General features: G+C 65.3%; 18 protein-coding genes. 13 read left to right on the top strand and 5 right to left on the bottom strand.

Features of this window, described 5'->3' with window-relative positions:
- Nucleotides 1–59 precede the first annotated feature (59 nt).
- The 4 genes from JKF87_RS12770 (at nucleotide 60) to JKF87_RS12785 (ending at nucleotide 4513) form a co-directional block, all read left to right on the top strand.
- Entirely contained in the window at nucleotides 60–899 is an 840-nt protein-coding gene (locus tag JKF87_RS12770; RefSeq protein ID WP_201100273.1) for an N-acyl homoserine lactonase family protein, read from the top strand.
- 84 nt (nucleotides 900–983) lie between these two features.
- Complete coding sequence (locus JKF87_RS12775; RefSeq protein WP_201100274.1) at nucleotides 984–1253, top strand: hypothetical protein; 270 nt, start codon at nucleotides 984–986, stop codon at nucleotides 1251–1253.
- 275 nt (nucleotides 1254–1528) lie between these two features.
- Nucleotides 1529–4150 (top strand): TonB-dependent receptor domain-containing protein, encoded by a 2622-nt coding sequence (locus JKF87_RS12780; protein ID WP_201100275.1) that lies wholly within the window; start codon nucleotides 1529–1531, stop codon nucleotides 4148–4150.
- A gap of 18 nt (nucleotides 4151–4168) precedes the next feature.
- Nucleotides 4169–4513 carry an ArsC family reductase gene (locus JKF87_RS12785; protein ID WP_201100276.1) on the top strand — a complete coding sequence of 115 codons (345 nt, stop codon included), beginning with the start codon at nucleotides 4169–4171 and terminating at the stop codon, nucleotides 4511–4513.
- A 15-nt stretch (nucleotides 4514–4528) separates the two neighbouring features.
- Here the strand turns inward: JKF87_RS12785 and JKF87_RS12790 are convergent, their stop codons facing one another.
- Nucleotides 4529–4768: a DUF2188 domain-containing protein gene (locus tag JKF87_RS12790; protein ID WP_201100277.1), complete on the bottom strand. Its 240-nt coding sequence runs from the start codon at nucleotides 4766–4768 to the stop codon at nucleotides 4529–4531.
- A gap of 198 nt (nucleotides 4769–4966) precedes the next feature.
- On the opposite strand from JKF87_RS12790, the gene JKF87_RS12795 reads away from it, so the two are divergent.
- From JKF87_RS12795 to JKF87_RS12835, 9 genes are all read left to right on the top strand, one after another.
- On the top strand, nucleotides 4967–5365 hold the full coding sequence (locus JKF87_RS12795; protein ID WP_201100278.1) for a DUF6249 domain-containing protein: 399 nt from the start codon (nucleotides 4967–4969) through the stop codon (nucleotides 5363–5365).
- Between the two features lie 24 nt (nucleotides 5366–5389).
- Nucleotides 5390–5947, top strand: coding sequence for an RNA polymerase sigma factor (locus JKF87_RS12800; RefSeq protein WP_201100279.1), 558 nt, complete (start codon nucleotides 5390–5392; stop codon nucleotides 5945–5947).
- A complete protein-coding gene (locus tag JKF87_RS12805; RefSeq protein ID WP_201100280.1) occupies nucleotides 5937–6344 on the top strand; it encodes a hypothetical protein in 408 nt (135 codons plus the stop codon). Before JKF87_RS12800 ends, JKF87_RS12805 begins: the two co-directional genes overlap by 11 nt.
- Before the next feature lie 59 nt (nucleotides 6345–6403).
- The gene (gene panB, locus JKF87_RS12810; protein ID WP_201100281.1) at nucleotides 6404–7240 is read left to right on the top strand and encodes a 3-methyl-2-oxobutanoate hydroxymethyltransferase; all 837 of its coding nucleotides are present in this window, start codon (nucleotides 6404–6406) and stop codon (nucleotides 7238–7240) included.
- A 78-nt stretch (nucleotides 7241–7318) separates the two neighbouring features.
- Nucleotides 7319–8068: a tetratricopeptide repeat protein gene (locus JKF87_RS12815; protein ID WP_201100282.1), complete on the top strand. Its 750-nt coding sequence runs from the start codon at nucleotides 7319–7321 to the stop codon at nucleotides 8066–8068.
- Between the two features lie 23 nt (nucleotides 8069–8091).
- Entirely contained in the window at nucleotides 8092–9471 is a 1380-nt protein-coding gene (locus JKF87_RS12820; protein WP_201100283.1) for a PQQ-binding-like beta-propeller repeat protein, read from the top strand.
- 31 nt (nucleotides 9472–9502) lie between these two features.
- A complete protein-coding gene (der, locus tag JKF87_RS12825) occupies nucleotides 9503–11122 on the top strand; it encodes a ribosome biogenesis GTPase Der (protein ID WP_201100284.1) in 1620 nt (539 codons plus the stop codon).
- Nucleotides 11123–11126: 4 nt separating this feature from the next.
- Nucleotides 11127–11606 (top strand): NUDIX hydrolase, encoded by a 480-nt coding sequence (locus JKF87_RS12830; RefSeq protein WP_201100285.1) that lies wholly within the window; start codon nucleotides 11127–11129, stop codon nucleotides 11604–11606.
- 110 nt (nucleotides 11607–11716) lie between these two features.
- A complete protein-coding gene (locus JKF87_RS12835) occupies nucleotides 11717–12343 on the top strand; it encodes a methyltransferase family protein (protein ID WP_201100286.1) in 627 nt (208 codons plus the stop codon).
- 69 nt (nucleotides 12344–12412) lie between these two features.
- Here JKF87_RS12835 and JKF87_RS12840 read toward each other — a convergent pair whose 3' ends face one another.
- From JKF87_RS12840 to radA, 4 genes are read right to left on the bottom strand one after another with little or no spacing between them, the layout of a single operon-like run.
- Complete coding sequence (locus JKF87_RS12840; RefSeq protein ID WP_201100287.1) at nucleotides 12413–13165, bottom strand: SDR family NAD(P)-dependent oxidoreductase; 753 nt, start codon at nucleotides 13163–13165, stop codon at nucleotides 12413–12415.
- A 60-nt stretch (nucleotides 13166–13225) separates the two neighbouring features.
- A complete protein-coding gene (gene purF / locus JKF87_RS12845; RefSeq protein ID WP_201100288.1) occupies nucleotides 13226–14731 on the bottom strand; it encodes an amidophosphoribosyltransferase in 1506 nt (501 codons plus the stop codon).
- Nucleotides 14732–14758: 27 nt separating this feature from the next.
- Nucleotides 14759–15355 carry a CvpA family protein gene (locus tag JKF87_RS12850; RefSeq protein WP_201100289.1) on the bottom strand — a complete coding sequence of 199 codons (597 nt, stop codon included), beginning with the start codon at nucleotides 15353–15355 and terminating at the stop codon, nucleotides 14759–14761.
- 28 nt (nucleotides 15356–15383) lie between these two features.
- Nucleotides 15384–16754, bottom strand: a complete 1371-nt coding sequence (gene radA, locus JKF87_RS12855) for a DNA repair protein RadA (RefSeq protein WP_201100290.1) — start codon at nucleotides 16752–16754, stop codon at nucleotides 15384–15386.
- Nucleotides 16755–16937: the final 183 nt, after the last annotated feature.

Genomic DNA, 16937 nt, shown 5'->3' on the forward strand with positions numbered 1-16937 from the left:
AGTTTTCACACAGAGGCGAAGACGCCAAATCGAGGGCTCATTGATAGGAGCTTTGTCTGATGTCCCGGCTTGCCGTTTTCGCCGCCGCCCTGGCGGCTGTCCTTTCTTTCGCGCCAGTGGCCCAAGCGCAGTCGGTGCCGTTGCGCCTCTATACGCTCGACTGCGGGACCCTGGCGCTCGACGACATGGCGCCGTTTTCCGATACGGGGGAACACGCTGGCGAGCGTGGCGTGATGGCGGTTCCATGCTTCCTGATCCGCCACGGATCGGAATGGCTGTTGTGGGATACAGGTCTTGGTGATCGACTGGCCGCGGTACCCGGCGGCATCAGTCAGTTCGGCGGCCGGTGGACCGTCGGGCGGACGCTGGTTTCACAATTGGCTGGGCTGGGCCTGAAGCCATCTGACATCACCTATGTCGCCCTGTCGCATACTCATGCCGACCACTCGGGCAACGCCAATCTCTTCCCGAACGCAACCTGGATCATGGACCCGGTGGAGCTCGTCGGCCTGCATGCCGACCCGGCGCCGCTGGGGGTTATCCCCAGTCTTCTGACGGTGCTGGATCACGCCACGATCCGTCGATTTGACGGTGACGCCGATGTGTTCGGCGACGGCAGCGTGCTGATCCTGAAGACCCCTGGCCATACGCCGGGGCACAAGTCGCTGCTGATCCGGCTGAAGGGCGCTGGCCCCATTCTTCTGACCGGCGACCTGTATCATACGCGGGAGAACAGGGCCTATCACCGGGTCCCGTCGGTGAATGTCAGCCGCGCAGACACCCTGGCCTCATTCGCACGTTTTGACGGGGTGGCGGCGCACGAGAATGCGCGGATCATTGTCCAGCATTCGACTGAGGATGTGGCCACCTTGCCGGTCGCGCCAGCGTGGCTCGAATAGCGGCGCTCCGCACAAAGGCGGTTGTGTGACGCAAAATCGCCGTCTCTAAGCTCTAGGCGCACTCGTTACAGTAGAGGAGCTTACATGGCTGCGATTCCTGATCATCCGAACGACGACGGCGCCTGGGCCCGACTGGAGGGCCGCGACGGGTTCGCCCTGTGGCGTCGCCAGCGCATGACCTTTGCGCCGATCACGATGTTCTACGTCATCGCCCCGCCTCGTCAGTCCGAGATCCTCTATGACGAGGAAAAGGCACGCGCCCGGTACGATCAGTTGATCGAACAGGCTGAGGCGGCCGATGCCGCCCGTCGCGCCGCCGCCGCTTCGCAGGCCGCGTCGGAAGACAAACTCTAGAATGCCAAAAGCCTATCCCGCTGACCGTGGGATGGGCTTTTTCCTTGCGGCGTGAGGCGTTCAGCCCGCTGCGACAAGCCCCTCCCTTCCAGGCCTGACCTCCTCGCTCTCTCTCTCTCTCTCTCTCTCTCTCCCGCGAGAGCGTGCGTTCGCGTGCGTATCTTCGGAGGCTGTTGGCTTTGCAGTTTCCTATTTTTGCAAAATTGCGAAATTACACTTTCGCAAAATGGCGGAGCTGGCTAGAAGCCGCCGACCAATTGCGGGGAGCAGTGAATATGGCGCGGCGTAAGGCCTTGATGGCGACAGCAGGCTTGGCATGGATGGCGGGCGTGACCGCCGTACAGGCGCAGGATGCGACATCCCACGTCGATGACATCGTCGTCACCGGATCGCGCATCGCAGGCGGCGATCGCATTGCCCCGGTCGAAACGGTGGGGCGCGAGGCCCTGGCGGCGGCGGGCGTATCCGACACCTCCGAAATCCTGCGTTTGGTCGCCGCCAACTCGGGATCAGAGGCGCGGGTCGATCAACTGAACCAGCCCCAGAGTTCGGGCACGGCCCAGTTCAATCTGCGCAATCTGGGCCTGGGTTCGACCCTGGTTCTGGTCGACGGCCAGCGCTGGACCAGCAGCGCGGTGGTCGCCACCGACGGTTCGGCATTTGTCGATATCAACTCGCTGGTTCCGATGATCGCGCTGCAGCGGGTCGAGATCGTCAAGGACGGGGCATCCGCCGTCTATGGCTCTGACGCCGTCGCCGGCGTGGTCAACTTCATTACGCGTCACGACGTGGCCCGCCCGGAAATCAGCGCCAAATACGCGGTTGCGGATGGGTCTGAGGAAAGCGTCATCGAGGCCATCGGCGGGTTCAAGCTGCTGGGCGGCGACCTGACGCTGGCGGCCTCGCACTTCCACCGTTCGGCCCTGGGCTCGGACGAGCGCGACTTCACCCAGGCAGAACGTTACGGCCGCGCCGGATGGACCGCCGTGACCAGCTATGGCCAACCCGGCTCCTATTTCCGACCGAGCAAGAACGCCTATGCGCCCGATCCGGATTGCGGCAATCCGGCCTTTGGCAAGGCGTACAAGAATTCGGCATCCGACACCTTCTGCCGCCTGGATTATTCCGACTTCTTCGACCTGATCCCGGAAGAAACGCGGACCCAGGTGTTCGCCGATTATCGCCGCCCGGTGGGCGATATGAACCTGTCGCTCCAGGCGGCCTATTCCTCGACCGAGACGGAGGCGCGCCTGACGCCGTCACTGCCGATCCTGGCCCAGGCCCTGACAGTTCCGGGCTCACACCCCGACAATCCGTTTGGCGAGGACGTGCTGTTCCGGGGACGTCTGCTGGGCGCCGAGGCCGGGGCCATGCGGTCGCAGTTTGAATATCAGACCTGGCGCCTGACCGCCGGTCTGGACGGCGCCTTCGCCAACGGCTGGACCTGGAACGTCGCCGCAACCGCCAGCCGCCAGCACGTCGCCTATGACAAGCCGGACGTGATCGGCAGCGCGCTTCAGAACGCACTGAAAGGCTTGGGTGGGGCAGGCTGCAATCCGGCGACGGGCGCTCCAGGCGCCGGCGGCTGTCAGTATTTCAATCCGTTCGGCAGCGCCTATCTGGGCACGGGCACGGCCAATAGCGCCGCCCTGATCGACAGCCTGACCGGAAATGTGGGCCTGCGCGGCGCCTCTGGTCTGATCACCCTGGACGCCGCGACCAGCGGACAGGCGTTTGCGTGGAACGGCGGGTCGGTCGATGTCGCCGTCGGCGCCCAGTATCGCCGCAGCACCTTCCGTCATGACTGGAGCGATCTGGCCAACGCGGGCGACCTGTTGACCTCGGGCTATTCGCCGGACTTTTCCGGCGATCAGGAGGCTCTGGCCGCCTTCGCCGAGGCGCGCATCCATCTGGGGGACCGGATCGAGGCGCAACTGGCGGGACGCTATGAATCCTACGATGGCGATCAGGGCCGTTTCAGCCCCAAGGCGGCGATCCGCTGGGACGCGACCGACGCCTTGGCCCTGCGCGCCTCCTGGGGGCAGGGGTTCCGCGCACCGTCCGTCTATGCCCTGTCGGGCGCACAGGCGTCGCAGCCGTCGGTGTTCGACCGGGGCGCCTTTGTCTTCGTCAACACCCTGACCTCGGGCGATGCGAACTTGAAGCCCGAGAAGTCTGAAAGCCTCAGCCTCGGCGCCCTGTGGCGGCCTGTTCAGGGACTGGAGCTGGGTCTGGACGCCTGGCGCTTCGACTACACCGATCTGGTGGTCAAACAGTCCGCACAGGCCGTCATCGATCAGGCGGCGGCCGACACGGCGGCGGGTCTGACCGGCACGGACGCCCAGAAGCGCGTGACCCGCGCGCCCAACGGCGCCCTGACCTTCGTACAGCTCTATTTCGCCAATGCTTCGTCCATCGAGACGCAAGGCGTGGATCTGTCCGCCCGTTATGGCCATGACCTGTGGGGCGGACGGGCGACGGCCTCGGCGACCTGGACCTATGTCGACAGCTACGACATCCGACTGAACGCGGGTTCGGCCTCGGTTTCGGGTGTGGGTTCGACCAACCTGAACAACATCGGCCGGTCTCTGCCGCGTAATCGGGGTGAGTTCGCCCTGGGCTGGAGCAATGGCGCCAATGCAGTCACGGCCCTGGTCCACTACACCGCCGGATACCAGAACGACCGCAGCGGCATCACCGACCCGAACATCGCCAGCCAGACGACGGCGGATCTGCTCTACACCCGCACCATCGGCGCCGATCTCGATCTGGCGCTGGGCGTGGTCAACATCACCAATGAAGACCCGCCGCTGGCCCAGTTCGCCCTGGGCTACGACCCGGTGGCGGCTGACCCGCGCGGGCGCGTGTTCAGCCTGGGGCTGACGAAGCGGTTCTGACGCGCTAGGGAGCCGTGCATGATCACCATGTACGGCATCCCCAACTGCGACACGGTCAAGAAGGCGCGTGTCTGGCTGGACCAGCACGGCGTCGACTACGTCTTCCATGACTACAAGAAGGCGGGCGCGGATGCGGGACTGCTGGGTCAGTGGATCGACGAGCACGGCTGGGAGACGGTGCTGAACCGCGCCGGGACTACGTTCAAGAAACTGCCGGACGCCGACAAGGCCAATATCGACAAGGCAAAGGCCGTCGCCCTGATGGTCGCCCAGCCGTCGATGATCAAACGCCCTGTGCTGGACCTGGGCGAGCGTCGTCTGGTCGGTTTCAAGCCGGACGTTTACGCGGCCGCCTTTGCATAGGCGGAAGGCTGGAGATCAGCCCTGAACTTCGGTCTCGGGACGGTCGTGGCCGTCGGCGCTTTCGGTCACCCATTTGCCGCCAGCCGTTTCGTATTCGATGACGGCGTTCTGGTCGGGCACCTTCTGTTCGCGGGCGGCGCGCACAGCCGCGCCCCGAGCGGCCTCATGGCTGGGAAAGGTCTCTGAATAGGTGCCGTCGAGCGTATAGGCCCAGCCGCCGTCATGTTCGACGATGCGATAGGTGATGTGGGCCATTGGGTCGCTCCTGATGGGTGAACGGGTCGCCCCGTCTGGATGCGCCAGAAACACATGAGATGCTGCATAGGTTGCCGTCGTTCGAACCTTACGAAGATTTCACCTAGGATTTCGCATCTATAGGGTCGCGTCGCAGCCTCTTGTGATCAGAAGGCCGCCGCAGCAGGCTGGCCGCAAGGGCTAACGAGGGTACGCACCATGGAAGACTTCATTCCGATCTTCGCCATCTTCGCCGTTTTCGGCACGATCACGGCCATCGTCTTCGGCCCGATCTTCCTGAAGTACCGCGAAAAGCGCGACATGCAGGAGACGATCCGCCACGGGGTGGACAAGGGACAGCCCTTGCCAGCAGAACTGATCGACGCCTTGACCAAGGATGTGCAGCGGGCGCTGCCCTCACGTCTGAAGGACATTCGTCGCGGCATCATCTGGCTCGCGGTCGGCATCGGCATCGCCGCATTCAGCGTCGTCAGCGAGATTGGCGGTGCGCGCTGGAACGGCAATTTCGACAACGGTCTGTTGGGCATCGCCTGCATCCCCGCGACGATTGGCCTGGCCTTCATCGTCCTGAGCTTCTTCAACCCGCACAAGGACTGACGGGAACCGGCAGGGGCAACCGTCATGAAGCAATCTCTTCGAGAGATGCACGACGTCGAACTGGCCGCCCAGGCGGCGGCCGGTGGTCGGCGGGAGTATGGGGAGCTGGTCCGTCGGCATGGCTCGGCGGTCCGGGGCCTGCTGCGCCGCATGGGCGCCGCGCCGTCCCTGGCGGACGACGTGGCGCAGGACGCTTTTCTGCAGGGGTTCCAGCGCTGTGCGGAGTTCCGGGGGCAGGGGACTTTCGCGGGATGGATCAAGAAGATCGCGGCGCGTCTGTATCTGAAACGCGTCGCGCGTGAGGCCCGCTATGTCGAAGAGGTCGAGACGGATGACGCTCAGATCAGTGTCGACACCGCCGGCCTGATGGATCTGGATGAAGCCTTGAAGACCTTGAACGAAACCGAACGGGTCTGCGTCACCCTCTGCCACGGCGCGGGGATGGCGCATCCGGAAATCGCGGCGGCCATGAATCTGCCGCTCGGAACGGTGAAATCCCATGTCAAACGTGGTCTGGATAAACTCCGCGCCCGGCTATCACCGGCGCAGACATCTGGCGGGAGGTCGACCTATGTCGGTTGATGAGTACGATCCGATGATCGAACGACTGTTCGCCAAGACGACGCCTCTGCCCGATGAGGCCCTGTTCGCCGCTGAACTGGCGGTGCGGATGGAGAAGCGGTCGCGCTGGCGGACCTTGGCCCTGACGGCGGCGGGGGTTGTGGGCGGCGGCGTCGCCGTGCGCGAGGTCGTGCAGTTTAACTTCAAGAGCGGCGCGCATCAGGCGTCCAGCCTGTCCGACAGCGTGCGGGCCGTCGCCGCGACGGCGCAGGGCGCAACCCAGAGCGGCCTGGACGGGCTGGGCATCGGTTCATTCGATCTGATGAGCGGCTCGGGCATGATGGCGTTCTGGATCGTGGCAGGGGCGCTGTTCGCGCTTCTGGCGGCGGGCGCGGTCAAGCTGTCCCAGGACGTCTGAGCGTGACTCCACCGGCGGGTGCGCCTATCTGACCGCAGTTCAGTCAGGAGGCCCGTCGGATGTCCGCGCAAACCCAAGAGACCGTCAAACGCATTACGGTGCCGGAGATCGCCGCCCGCAAGCGTGGCGAGCCGATCGTCTGCCTGACCGCCTATGATGCGCCGACGGCCGGGCTGCTGGACCCGCACTGCGACGTGCTGCTGGTCGGTGACAGTCTGGGCATGGTGGTGCATGGCCTGCCCAACACCGTCAGCGTGACGCTGGACATGATGATCCTGCATGGCCAGGCGGTCATGCGCGGGTCGCGTCGGGCCATGGTGGTGGTCGATCTTCCCTTCGGCTCCTATGAAGCCAGCAAGGAGGCCGCCTACGCCGCCAGCGTGCGCGTGATGCAGGAAACCGGCGCCCAGGCGGTCAAGCTGGAGACGGGCGTGGAGATGGCCGAGACGGTCGCCTTCCTGGTCAAGCGCGGCATTCCGGTCATGGGCCACATCGGCCTGCGCCCGCAGGCGGTCCTGGCCGAGGGCGGGTTCAAGGCCAAGGGCCGCACCGACGCCGAGCGCGAACGGGTCATGGCCGAAGCCGTCGCTATCAGCGAGGCGGGCGCCTTCTGCATCGTCATCGAAGGCGTCGCCGAATCACTGGCGCGCGAAATCACCGAGACAATCGACACCCCGACCATCGGCATCGGGGCATCGGCGGCCTGTGACGGTCAGGTTCTGGTGATTACGGACGTTTTGGGCGTTTTCGACTGGGCGCCGAAGTTTGTGCGCAAATACGCCGATCTGCGCACGGAAATTGACCGCGCGGCGGCTTCATTCGCTTCTGACGTCCGCGCCCGCCGTTTTCCTGCCGAAGTCGAGACCTACTTCTCGAAAAAACCGGCTTCGTCGTAATGGGTTCGTTGCGGGCGGAGAGACGACCCTCTAGGGTCCGCCCCGGTTTGCTTTAGAGAATTTTGGGGCTGCATATCCGTGGTTGATGTCTTCGAGCAGGTCGAGGAGGAGCTCCGCTCCGACCGTTACAAGCGCCTGGCCCGCACATGGCTGCCCGTTGCGGCGGTTGTTCTGGTCGTTGCGCTGATCGGCGCGCTGGGTTGGTGGGGCTGGGACAGCTACAACACCAACCGCGCCGCCAAGGGCGCGGAAGCCTATGACCGCGGCATGGAGGCCCTGCGCGCTGAAAAGCCGATGGACGCGCGCGCCGCTTTCGAAGAGGCCGTGAACGTCGGCAACGGCGCCTATAAGTCGCTGGCCCTGCAGCAGCAGGCCGGTCTGGCCGTCAGCGCCAACAAGTTCCCCGATGCGGTCCGTCTGTTCGACGAGGCGGCCAAGGCCTCCAAGGACCCGATCCTGTCGGACCCGCCTGCCCTGAAGGCCGCCTTCCTGCTGATGGACACCGCGCCGCTGGAAGAGATTGAAAAGCGCCTGACGCCGCTGACGGACGACAAGCGTCCTCTGCACGCCTTCGCTCAGGAAGCCCTGGCTCTGGCCCGTCTGCAGCACGGCAAGGTCAAGGAGGCCCGTGAGGCTTTCGTCCTGCTGCAACTGGGTCAGAACGTGTCTGACGACGTGCGCCAGCGCGCCAGCGCCGCCATCGAAGCGATTGATGCTGGCACCGCAGGCAATCTGAAGGATATCATCGCAGCGGCGGACAAGGTGCCTGTCGCCCCCGTCGCCGCCCCGACGCAGAGCCCGGCTCTGGTCGGCCCTGCCCAACAGTGACGACCGTTTACAGGACGCCCCAGATGAACCGAGTTCTGAAAGTCGCACTGATCTGTGGCGTCGCGGCCACCATGGCGTCGTGCGGCACCGTCAGCCGCAACCTGCCCTTCGGCCTGGGCGGCAAGAAGGATGCGGGCTCCACCGCCAGTGAAGGCCAGCGTATTTCGGTGCTGGAGTTCGAACAGCAGCTGGCGCCGTCGGCGGCCCTGTCGGGACGTGACTTCTTCCTGCCGGGCCCGCAGGCCGTCACCGCCTGGACCCAACCCGGCGGCACGACTGAAAACCTGGTCGAACACGTCATCGCCGCGCCGAACTTCCAGATCGCCTGGAAGCGCAGCATCGGCTCTGGTTCGGCCCATGTCGGCAATGTCATGGCCCCGATCGTGGCCGCCGACGGCAAGATCTTCGTCCTGGATGGCGAATCCACCGTCTCCGCCGTGTCTGCTGACACGGGCGAAGTGCTGTGGAAGACCAACGTCAAGGACAACGAGCGTGACCGCAACGGCGGCTTCGGCGGCGGCGTCGCGGTCGGCAACGGCAAGGTCTATGTCTCGTCCGGCTATCGCTCCATGTCAGCCCTGGACGCCAACACGGGCGCCAAGGTCTGGACCCAGAACGTCGATTCCCCGATCCACGGCGCACCGACTGTTGCGGGCAACCGGGTCTATGTCGTGGACGTGGACAGCCAGCTGTTTGCCTTTGACGCCACGACGGGCGCTCAGGACTGGACTTATCGCGGCATCGGCGAACCGGCGCACGTCATGCGCGCCTCCAGCCCCGCCGTCAGCGGCAATACGGTGGTTGCGCCCTTCGCCTCAGGCCAACTGGTCGCGCTCAGCGCCTTGAACGGTCAGGCTGTCTGGGAAGAAACCCTGTCGCGCACCAGCCGCACCAGCGCCTTGTCTGAGGTTCGCGACATCGCAGGCCGTCCGGTCATCAGCCGCGCCATGGTTTACGGCGTCAGCCATTCCGGCGTTCTGTCCGCCACCGATCTGCGCTCGGGCCAGCCCAAGTGGCAGCTGCCGGTCGTGGGCGTGAACGCGCCCCTGCCGGTCGGCGACGTGGTCTATGTCGTGTCCAAGTCGGGCGAACTGATCACCGTCAACCGCGACACGGGCCAGGTCTATTGGACGCGTCAGTTGAACGAAGGTCGCGCGCGCAAGGAGGGCGGCTTCCTGACCATCGGACGCCGCACGATTACGCCGCAGTGGTCCGGTCCTCTTCTGGCTTCGAACCGTCTGGTGATGGTCAACTCGTACGGAGAGGCGGTCGCCTTCGATCCGAAGACAGGTGTGGCCCAGACGACCTTGAAGCTGGGCGCGCCAGCCTATATCGCTCCCGCCGCCTATAATGGCGCGCTCTATGTGCTGACCGACAATGGTCAGTTGATCTGCATCCGCTGATTTTCAGCCTGAATTAAGCTAGAAAGCCGACATGGCTCTAAAGGTCGCCATCGTCGGCCGCCCCAATGTGGGCAAGTCGACCCTGTTCAACCGCCTCGTCGGCAAGCGTCTTGCGCTTGTCGATGACCGCCCCGGCGTGACCCGCGACCGGCGCTATGCCGACGGCAATATCGGCGACTTCGATCTGACCCTGATCGACACGGCGGGCTATGAGGATGTCACCGACGACAGCCTCGAAGCCCGTATGCGCGAGCAGACCGAGGCCGCCATCGAAGACGCCGAAGTCATCATGTTCATGATGGATGCGCGCGAGGGCGTGACCTCGCTGGACCGCATCTTCGCCGAGCGGCTTCGTCGGGTGCACAAGCCGATCATCCTGCTGGCCAACAAGTCCGAAAGCCGTGAAAGCGGCGGCGGGGTGGGCGAGGCCCATGCCCTGGGCTTTGGCGAACCTGTCGCCATCTCCGCCGAGCACGGCGAGGGCATGGCCGATCTGTACGCCGCCCTGATCGCCGCCTCGGCCGACATCTTCATCGAAGAGATCGACGAGCCGGACAAGCCGATCCGCATCGCCGTCATCGGTCGCCCGAACGCGGGCAAGTCCACACTGATCAACCGACTGATCGGCGACGACCGGCTGCTGACTGGGCCGGAAGCGGGCATCACCCGCGACTCCATCTCGGTGGACTGGGTTTACGAAGACAAGAACATCCGTCTGGTCGACACCGCCGGCATGCGCCGCAAGGCGCGCGTGCAGGAGAAGCTGGAGAAGCTGTCGGTCGCCGACACCATCCGCGCCATCACCTTCGCCGAGGTGGTGATCCTGGTGATGGACAAGGACGACGCCTTCGACACCCAGGACCTGCAACTGGCCGATCTGGTCGAGCGCGAAGGCCGCGCCCTGATCTATGTCGCGTCCAAGTGGGACCTGGAGGACGAACCCCAGTCCCGCATGGCCAAGCTGAAAGCCATGGCTGAAGACAAGCTGCCGCAGCTGAAGGGTTCGCCTTTCGTGGCCCTGTCGTCCCACTCGGGCAGGGGCGTCGAGCGCCTGATGCCGGCTGTGCTGCAGGCCTATGACACCTGGTCGGTCAAGGTGAAGACCAAGGACCTGAACACCTGGCTGTCCATGGCCACGCAGCGGCATCCGCCCCCCGCCGTGGACGGCAAGCGCATCAAGCCGAAATACATCGCCCAGACCAAAGCCCGTCCGCCCACCTTCGTGCTGATGGCCAACCGCGCCGAGTCGATGCCGGAGCATTACAAGCGCTATCTGATCAACTCGATCCGCGAGAGCTTCGACCTGCCTGGCACGCCGATCCGTCTGAACGTCAAGTCCAGCGGCGCAAACCCCTATGCCGAGGGCGGCGCCAAGTCGGGGCCGGAACGCTACAAGGGCGACGCCAAGACCGCGCCGCGCCGCGTCAAGAAGGCCGAGAAGGAAGAGGCTCTGTCCAAGCTGCCCGGCAAGGCGCTGGAGCAGAAGAAGACGCGCAAGGCGCAGCCCAAGGTCCTGGGCGGCCTGAAGTCCAGCGCGTCCAAGAAGGCCGGATCGTCCGTGGCGGTCCAGAAAGGCGCACGTGGCGGCGCGCGGCAAGTCTCGCGTTCTGGCCGCGTCCGTACCGGGCAAAAGGGCGGCGCCAAGCGCTGACGCCATGAACCACGCCGCCCCCGCCGACCTGCCTGATCGGCCGACCTCGCGTTGGCTGATCGTGGACGGGCAGGGGCGGGTGCTGTTGTTCCGTTTTGACTATGCGGACGGGCCTCTGGCGGGGACCGGCTTCTGGGCCACGCCCGGCGGGGGCTGCGACCCGGGCGAGACCTATGCCGATGCTGCGCGTCGCGAACTGTTCGAAGAAACCGGTCTGGTCGTCACCGATCCCGGACCCGAGGTGGCGCAGCGGATCGAGTGCTTCCGCCTGCCGGACGGGCGCATGGCGCGGGTCGATCAACGCTTCTTTCTGTTGCGCAGCGACGATTTCGATCTGTCGTCGCAGGGATGGACTGAAGAAGAGCGCGGCGTCCTGGCCGAGCACCGTTGGTGGAGCGTGGCCGATATTCGTGCGTCAGCTGAAACCATCTGGCCCGATGATCTGGCGGAAATCGTTGAGAGCCTGCCTTCCCTAGCGCACTGATTTTCAATCGCATTCTGGTCCGAAAATGGCTGAAAGCGGGGGGATGACAAGCGGCGCTTTTTACGCCTTAGTGGCCTGTCCCTGCGACATTCTGTCAGGAAGCCATCCTCATGACGACGATCCAGAGCTTTGACCTTCAGGCGGTTCAGAAGGTGCGCAAGGCGGCAGTGCTGGCGGCGCTGGTCGGCTTGACCGGGCTGACGCTGGTGTCGCAATCGGCGACGGGCTTGGAGAGCCGACTGCATGAGGGCGTTGAGGCTGTCGGTCTGGCCGCCATCGTTTTCGCCATCGTCGGGCGCGCCTGGTGTTCCCTCTATATCGGCGGGCGAAAGAAGGCCGAGATCGTTTCACGCGGACCTTATTCGATTACGCGCAACCCGCTGTATGTCTTCAGCTTCTTTGGCGCGTTCGGCGTCGGCGCGCAGAGCGGCAGCCTGACCATAGCCGCCCTGTTCATGCTGGCGTCCTATGGCGTCTTCTTCCTGACGGTGCGCCGCGAGGAGGCCTGGCTGGGCGCAACCTTCGGCCCCGACTATGAAGCCTACAAGGCCCGCACGCCGCGTTTCATGCCGCGTTTCTCGCTGTGGCGAGATGAGAGGGAGCTTTCGGTGCGTCCGTCCTTCTTCCTGACCACCATCCGCGATGGTCTGGTCTTCCTGCTGGCGATCCCGCTGTTCGAACTGATCGACGCGGCCCAGGCGCAGGGCTGGTTGAAGGTCCTGGCCTATCTGCCTTAAGGCGCTGTCCGGCGCCGCGTTCCCAGCACCGCATCGCGATAGGCGCGGCTGATCTCCCGTTTTGGGGCCTCAGATCAGGGCTTCGATCGAGGGGCCGGATTTCCACTCCTGAAACTTGATGGTCAGGGGCGGCGTGGCGTCTGGGCGGACCAGGTCGACGACCATAGGGCCGATCTCGGAGGGATGGGGTAGAACCGACGGGTCTTCACCCGGATAGGCCTGGGCGCGCATGGCCGTGCGCATCCGGCCCGGATCGACGATGCTGACGCGGACAGGGGTGCTTTCGATCTCGTCGGCCCAGGCCTTCACCAGCGCCTCGGCGCCCGCCTTGGTCGCGGCGTACATGCCCCAGAAGGCGCGGGGATTGGCCGCCACGCTGGTGGTGAAGTGAACGGCCCGGCCGGCGTCAGAGGCGCGCAGCAGCGGCTCCAGCGAGCGGATCAGGCGATAGACGGCGGTGAAGTTGGTCTTCTCGATCTTGGCGAACTCACGCGGGTCGGCGTGGGACACCGGCGTCAGGCCTGACGGTCCCATGGTCGCGGCGGCGTGGACCCAGATGTCCAGCTTCTTGAACCGTTCGAAGATGGCGCCGCCCAGACGGTCGATGGCGCCGCCGTCCACCAGGTCGAACGGAACCAGCGTCGCGTGCTTGCCTGTGGCGGCGAAGATGGCGTCGTCCAGTTCCTCCAGACCGCCCTGGGTGCGGGCGGTGGCGACGACATGGGCGCCAGCCTTGGCCAGCGCCAGCGCGCTTTCATAGCCGATGCCGCGCGAGGCGCCGACGACAAGGGCGATACGGTCGTTCAGAGGAAGATCGGACATGGGGCCTGATAGCGCGGCCTTGACCGTAAGGCCAAGCGCCGCGCGCGCGTCAGGTTCGCTTTATGCGCTGACCAGCAGGGAAAGCTGCTTGGCGCCGAACTCCCGACCGCCTTCCTCGATCTCGCGATCCAGCAGGCGGGTGGGGTAGTCGCCGGTGAAATAGTGGTCGGTGAACTGGGGATGTGCGTTGTTGCGGCCCGTTTCGCCCATGGCGCGGTACAGGCCGTCGATCGACAGGAAGCCCAGCGAATCGACCTCCAGCATCTCGCGCATTTCCTCCAACGTCTTATTGGCGGCCAGCAGTTGCGCCCGTTCGGGCATGTCGATGCCGTAGAAGTCGGGGTACAGGATCTGCGGGCTGGCCGAACGCAGGTGAACCTCCTTGGCGCCGGCCGCGCGCACGGCGCGGACCAGCTTGACCGAGGTGGTGCCGCGCACGATGGAGTCGTCGATCAGGACGACGCGCTTGCCCTCCAGCGCCGCCTTGTTGGGGCTGTGCTTCATGCGCACGCCCTTCTGACGGGCGCCCTGACTGGGCTGGATAAAGGTGCGCCCCAGATAGTGGCTGCGGATGATGCCCATTTCGTAGGGAATGCCGCTTTCCTGAGCATAGCCCAGGGCCGCCGGAACGCCCGAGTCGGGCACGGGCACGACGATGTCGGCCTCGACGCCCAGTTCGCGGGCCAGACCCCGGCCCATCTCCTTGCGGACCTCATAGACCGAGCGCCCGTTCACGACCGAATCCGGGCGGGCGAAATAGACGTATTCGAACAGGCAGGGACGGGCGGCGCGGGCGGGGAAGGGCTTCAGCGAGCGCAGGCCGTTCTTGTCGATGACCACGACCTCGCCGTGTTCGACATCGCGCACGAAGGTGGCGCCCATCATGTCCAGGGCGCAGGTTTCGGACGCCAGCACCCAGGCCTCGCCGATCTGTCCCAGAACCAGCGGGCGAATGCCCAGCGGATCACGCGCGCCGATCATCTTGTAACGGGTCTGGGCGACCAGGGCGTAACCGCCTTCGATACGCGCCAGGGCGTCGATGAAGCGGTCGACGATCTTGGCCTTACGGCTGCGGGCGATCAGGTGAAGGATGACTTCCGAATCCGATGTGGACTGGAAGATGGCGCCTTCGCTGACCAGTTGGCTGTGGAGGAATTTGAAGTTGGTCAGGTTGCCGTTGTGGGCCAGGGCGATGCCGCCCTGATCCAGATCGGCGAACATGGGCTGGATGTTGCGCAGGAAGCTGCCGCCTGCGGTCGAATAACGGGTGTGACCCACCGCCGCGCGGCCCGGCATCCGTTTGGTCAGGTCGCCGCCGCCGAAGGCCTCGCCCACCAGACCCTGATGACGCTCGGTGTAGAAGCGTTCGTCCTTGATGCTGGCGATGCCGCAGGCTTCCTGGCCGCGATGCTGCAGAGCGTGCAGGCCCAGGGCGACGATGGCCGAGCCTTCGTCCTCGTCCGCGCCCCAGACGCCGCAGACGCCGCACTCAAGTCGGAGTTGGTCATCCTCCGGCTCACGCCAGTGTTCGCGGTGGACGACGGGATCGGCGATATGATGGCGCATCGTAGGGCTCCGATGACCGGGGGAAACTTAAGGGGCGGCTTCGCGGCGCGAGTTAGTCTTGGAATGCGTCGGGGGCAAGGCTTCGTCGTCGGAAAACCCTCTGCGTACCGAGGAATCGACCACGGGCGTGATCGCATCGGCGCCTTTGCCGATTCCGGGCAGGATGATCTGGATGGCGCGGGCCCCCACGGCGCTAACCTTGTAGAAGGTCGCCTGCGACAGCCAGCGCGGGGTCTGTTCGCCCGGCAGGGCCGCAACGATCACCAGGTGAACCGCACCGATCAGCAGGACGGCGCGGCCGCTGCCGACCAGCAGGCCGAACAGGCGGTCGGCGAACCCCAGGGCTGGATTGTTCTGGGCGCTCTTGGAGATCATCGACCCGATCAGGCGCAGGCCGAAATAGATGACGAAGAAGGTGACGACCGCCGCAAGAATGGTCCCAGCCCAGTCCGGATTGACCAGCGCCCGCCCCGGAATGGCCGTCCAAGGCAGGGTGATCAGGGCGACCAGCGCCGCCAGCGCCGCGCTGAGCAGGGTGATGACTTCGCGCACGCCCCCGCGCAGCCACCCGGCGGCGGCCGAGAACAGCAGGACGATGATGATGAAGACGTCGTAGCCGGTCACGTTGGCCTGGGCGGTTGTTGCAGGACAGCTAGTAGCGGTTCTGGGAGATTCGTTCGACCACATCATTCAGGCGGGTTACAGACGTGACCTTGACCCCCTTGGTCTTGGCCTGAAGCGTGGGACCAAGCACCTGATCGAAGCCCAGTTTCTGCGCCTCGCGCAGTCGCGCCTCGGCGCGACCCACGCTGCGGACCTCGCCCGACAGGCCGATCTCGCCAAAGACCACACAGCCCTGCGGCAGGGAGACGCCGGTCGCCGAACTGATCAGGGCCGCCGCAGCCGCCAAATCCGCCGCGGGTTCATTGATGCGCAAACCGCCCGCCACGTTCAGATAGACGTCCTGATCGCCGAAGCCGAAGCCGCAGCGCGCCTCCAGCACGGCCAGCACCATTGCCAGTCGTCCTGTCTCCCAGCCGATGACCGCCCGGCGCGGCGTGCCATAGGCCGATTTGGACACCAACGCCTGCATCTCGACCAGCACCGGGCGGGAGCCCTCGATCCCGGCGAAGACGGCGGCCCCCGGCGCGCGCTCCTTTCCTTCGCCCAGGAACAGGGCAGACGGGTTGGCCACCTCGCGCAGACCGCTGTCGCCCATTTCGAACACGCCGATTTCGTCGGTGGCGCCGAAACGATTCTTGCCCGCGCGCAGAATGCGGAACGGATAGCCGCGCTCGCCCTCGAAGGTCATGACGGCGTCGACCAGGTGTTCAACCACGCGGGGGCCGGCGACTTGCCCGTCCTTGGTCACATGGCCGACCAGGATGATGGCGGGGCCGTCGCTCTTGGCCAGTCGCACCAGTTCGCTGGCGCAGGCGCGGACCTGGGTGATGGAGCCGGGGCCGCTGTCGTGGACGTCCGACCACAGGGTCTGGACGGAATCGATGATGACGATGTCGAACTTGTCGCGCTTCAGGGTGCCGAGAATGTCACGCAGCGCCGTCGCCGCCGCAAGATTGACCGGCGCATCCGCCAAACCCATCCGCTTGGCTCGGGCGCGGATCTGCTCAACCGCCTCTTCGCCCGAGATATAGGCCACGCGCGCGCCGCGCAGCGCCGCCTTGGCCGCCACTTCGAGCAACAGGGTGGACTTGCCCACGCCGGGATCGCCGCTGAGCAGGATGGCCGATCCCGGCACCACGCCGCCGCCGCAGACGCGATCGAATTCGGCGACGCCGGTTGTTATGCGCGGGGGTTCCGGCGTGTCGGACTGAAGGGTCTCGAACTGGATGCCGCGACCGCGCGCCGCCGCCGACGCCGAGGGCTTGATCGCGCCGGGCGGGGCGGATTTGCTCTCTTCGCTCAGGGTGTTCCACTGGCCGCAGGACGAACATTGTCCCGACCATTTGCCGTGAACCGTGCCGCAGGACTGACAGACGTAAAGAACAGAATCGCGAGCCATGAGCTTCCTTAGCAGACCGGGCGATTGGACCGCCTGTCTGACGGCGTTTGCGGGTTATCCACGCCACTCTCGGACGTACACGCAACCTTTGCCTTGGGTGGGTATTGAGACTTTGTCGCACAAGCGCTTGCTTCTTGATGTGACGTAACGTCAATATTCAACATCGCATCCCCATAAAGGCCT

This window comes from Brevundimonas nasdae, assembly GCF_016654005.1.
In the GTDB taxonomy this organism is placed as follows: domain Bacteria; phylum Pseudomonadota; class Alphaproteobacteria; order Caulobacterales; family Caulobacteraceae; genus Brevundimonas; species Brevundimonas nasdae.

Bases quoted from the DNA above. Each gene is read 5' to 3' on its own strand.
- JKF87_RS12820 (WP_201100283.1), top strand. From the start codon at position 8,092: ATGAACCGAGTTCTGAAAGTCGCACTGATCTGTGGCGTCGCGGCCACC.
- JKF87_RS12795 (WP_201100278.1), top strand. From the start codon at position 4,967: ATGGAAGACTTCATTCCGATCTTCGCCATCTTCGCCGTTTTCGGCACG.
- JKF87_RS12805 (WP_201100280.1), top strand. From the start codon at position 5,937: ATGTCGGTTGATGAGTACGATCCGATGATCGAACGACTGTTCGCCAAG.
- JKF87_RS12800 (WP_201100279.1), top strand. From the start codon at position 5,390: ATGAAGCAATCTCTTCGAGAGATGCACGACGTCGAACTGGCCGCCCAG.
- JKF87_RS12780 (WP_201100275.1), top strand. From the start codon at position 1,529: ATGGCGCGGCGTAAGGCCTTGATGGCGACAGCAGGCTTGGCATGGATG.
- JKF87_RS12835 (WP_201100286.1), top strand. From the start codon at position 11,717: ATGACGACGATCCAGAGCTTTGACCTTCAGGCGGTTCAGAAGGTGCGC.
- JKF87_RS12790 (WP_201100277.1), bottom strand. From the start codon at position 4,768: ATGGCCCACATCACCTATCGCATCGTCGAACATGACGGCGGCTGGGCC.
- radA (WP_201100290.1), bottom strand. From the start codon at position 16,754: ATGGCTCGCGATTCTGTTCTTTACGTCTGTCAGTCCTGCGGCACGGTT.
- purF (WP_201100288.1), bottom strand. From the start codon at position 14,731: ATGCGCCATCATATCGCCGATCCCGTCGTCCACCGCGAACACTGGCGT.
- JKF87_RS12775 (WP_201100274.1), top strand. From the start codon at position 984: ATGGCTGCGATTCCTGATCATCCGAACGACGACGGCGCCTGGGCCCGA.
- JKF87_RS12770 (WP_201100273.1), top strand. From the start codon at position 60: ATGTCCCGGCTTGCCGTTTTCGCCGCCGCCCTGGCGGCTGTCCTTTCT.
- JKF87_RS12840 (WP_201100287.1), bottom strand. From the start codon at position 13,165: ATGTCCGATCTTCCTCTGAACGACCGTATCGCCCTTGTCGTCGGCGCC.
- JKF87_RS12785 (WP_201100276.1), top strand. From the start codon at position 4,169: ATGATCACCATGTACGGCATCCCCAACTGCGACACGGTCAAGAAGGCG.
- der (WP_201100284.1), top strand. From the start codon at position 9,503: ATGGCTCTAAAGGTCGCCATCGTCGGCCGCCCCAATGTGGGCAAGTCG.
- JKF87_RS12830 (WP_201100285.1), top strand. From the start codon at position 11,127: ATGAACCACGCCGCCCCCGCCGACCTGCCTGATCGGCCGACCTCGCGT.
- panB (WP_201100281.1), top strand. From the start codon at position 6,404: ATGTCCGCGCAAACCCAAGAGACCGTCAAACGCATTACGGTGCCGGAG.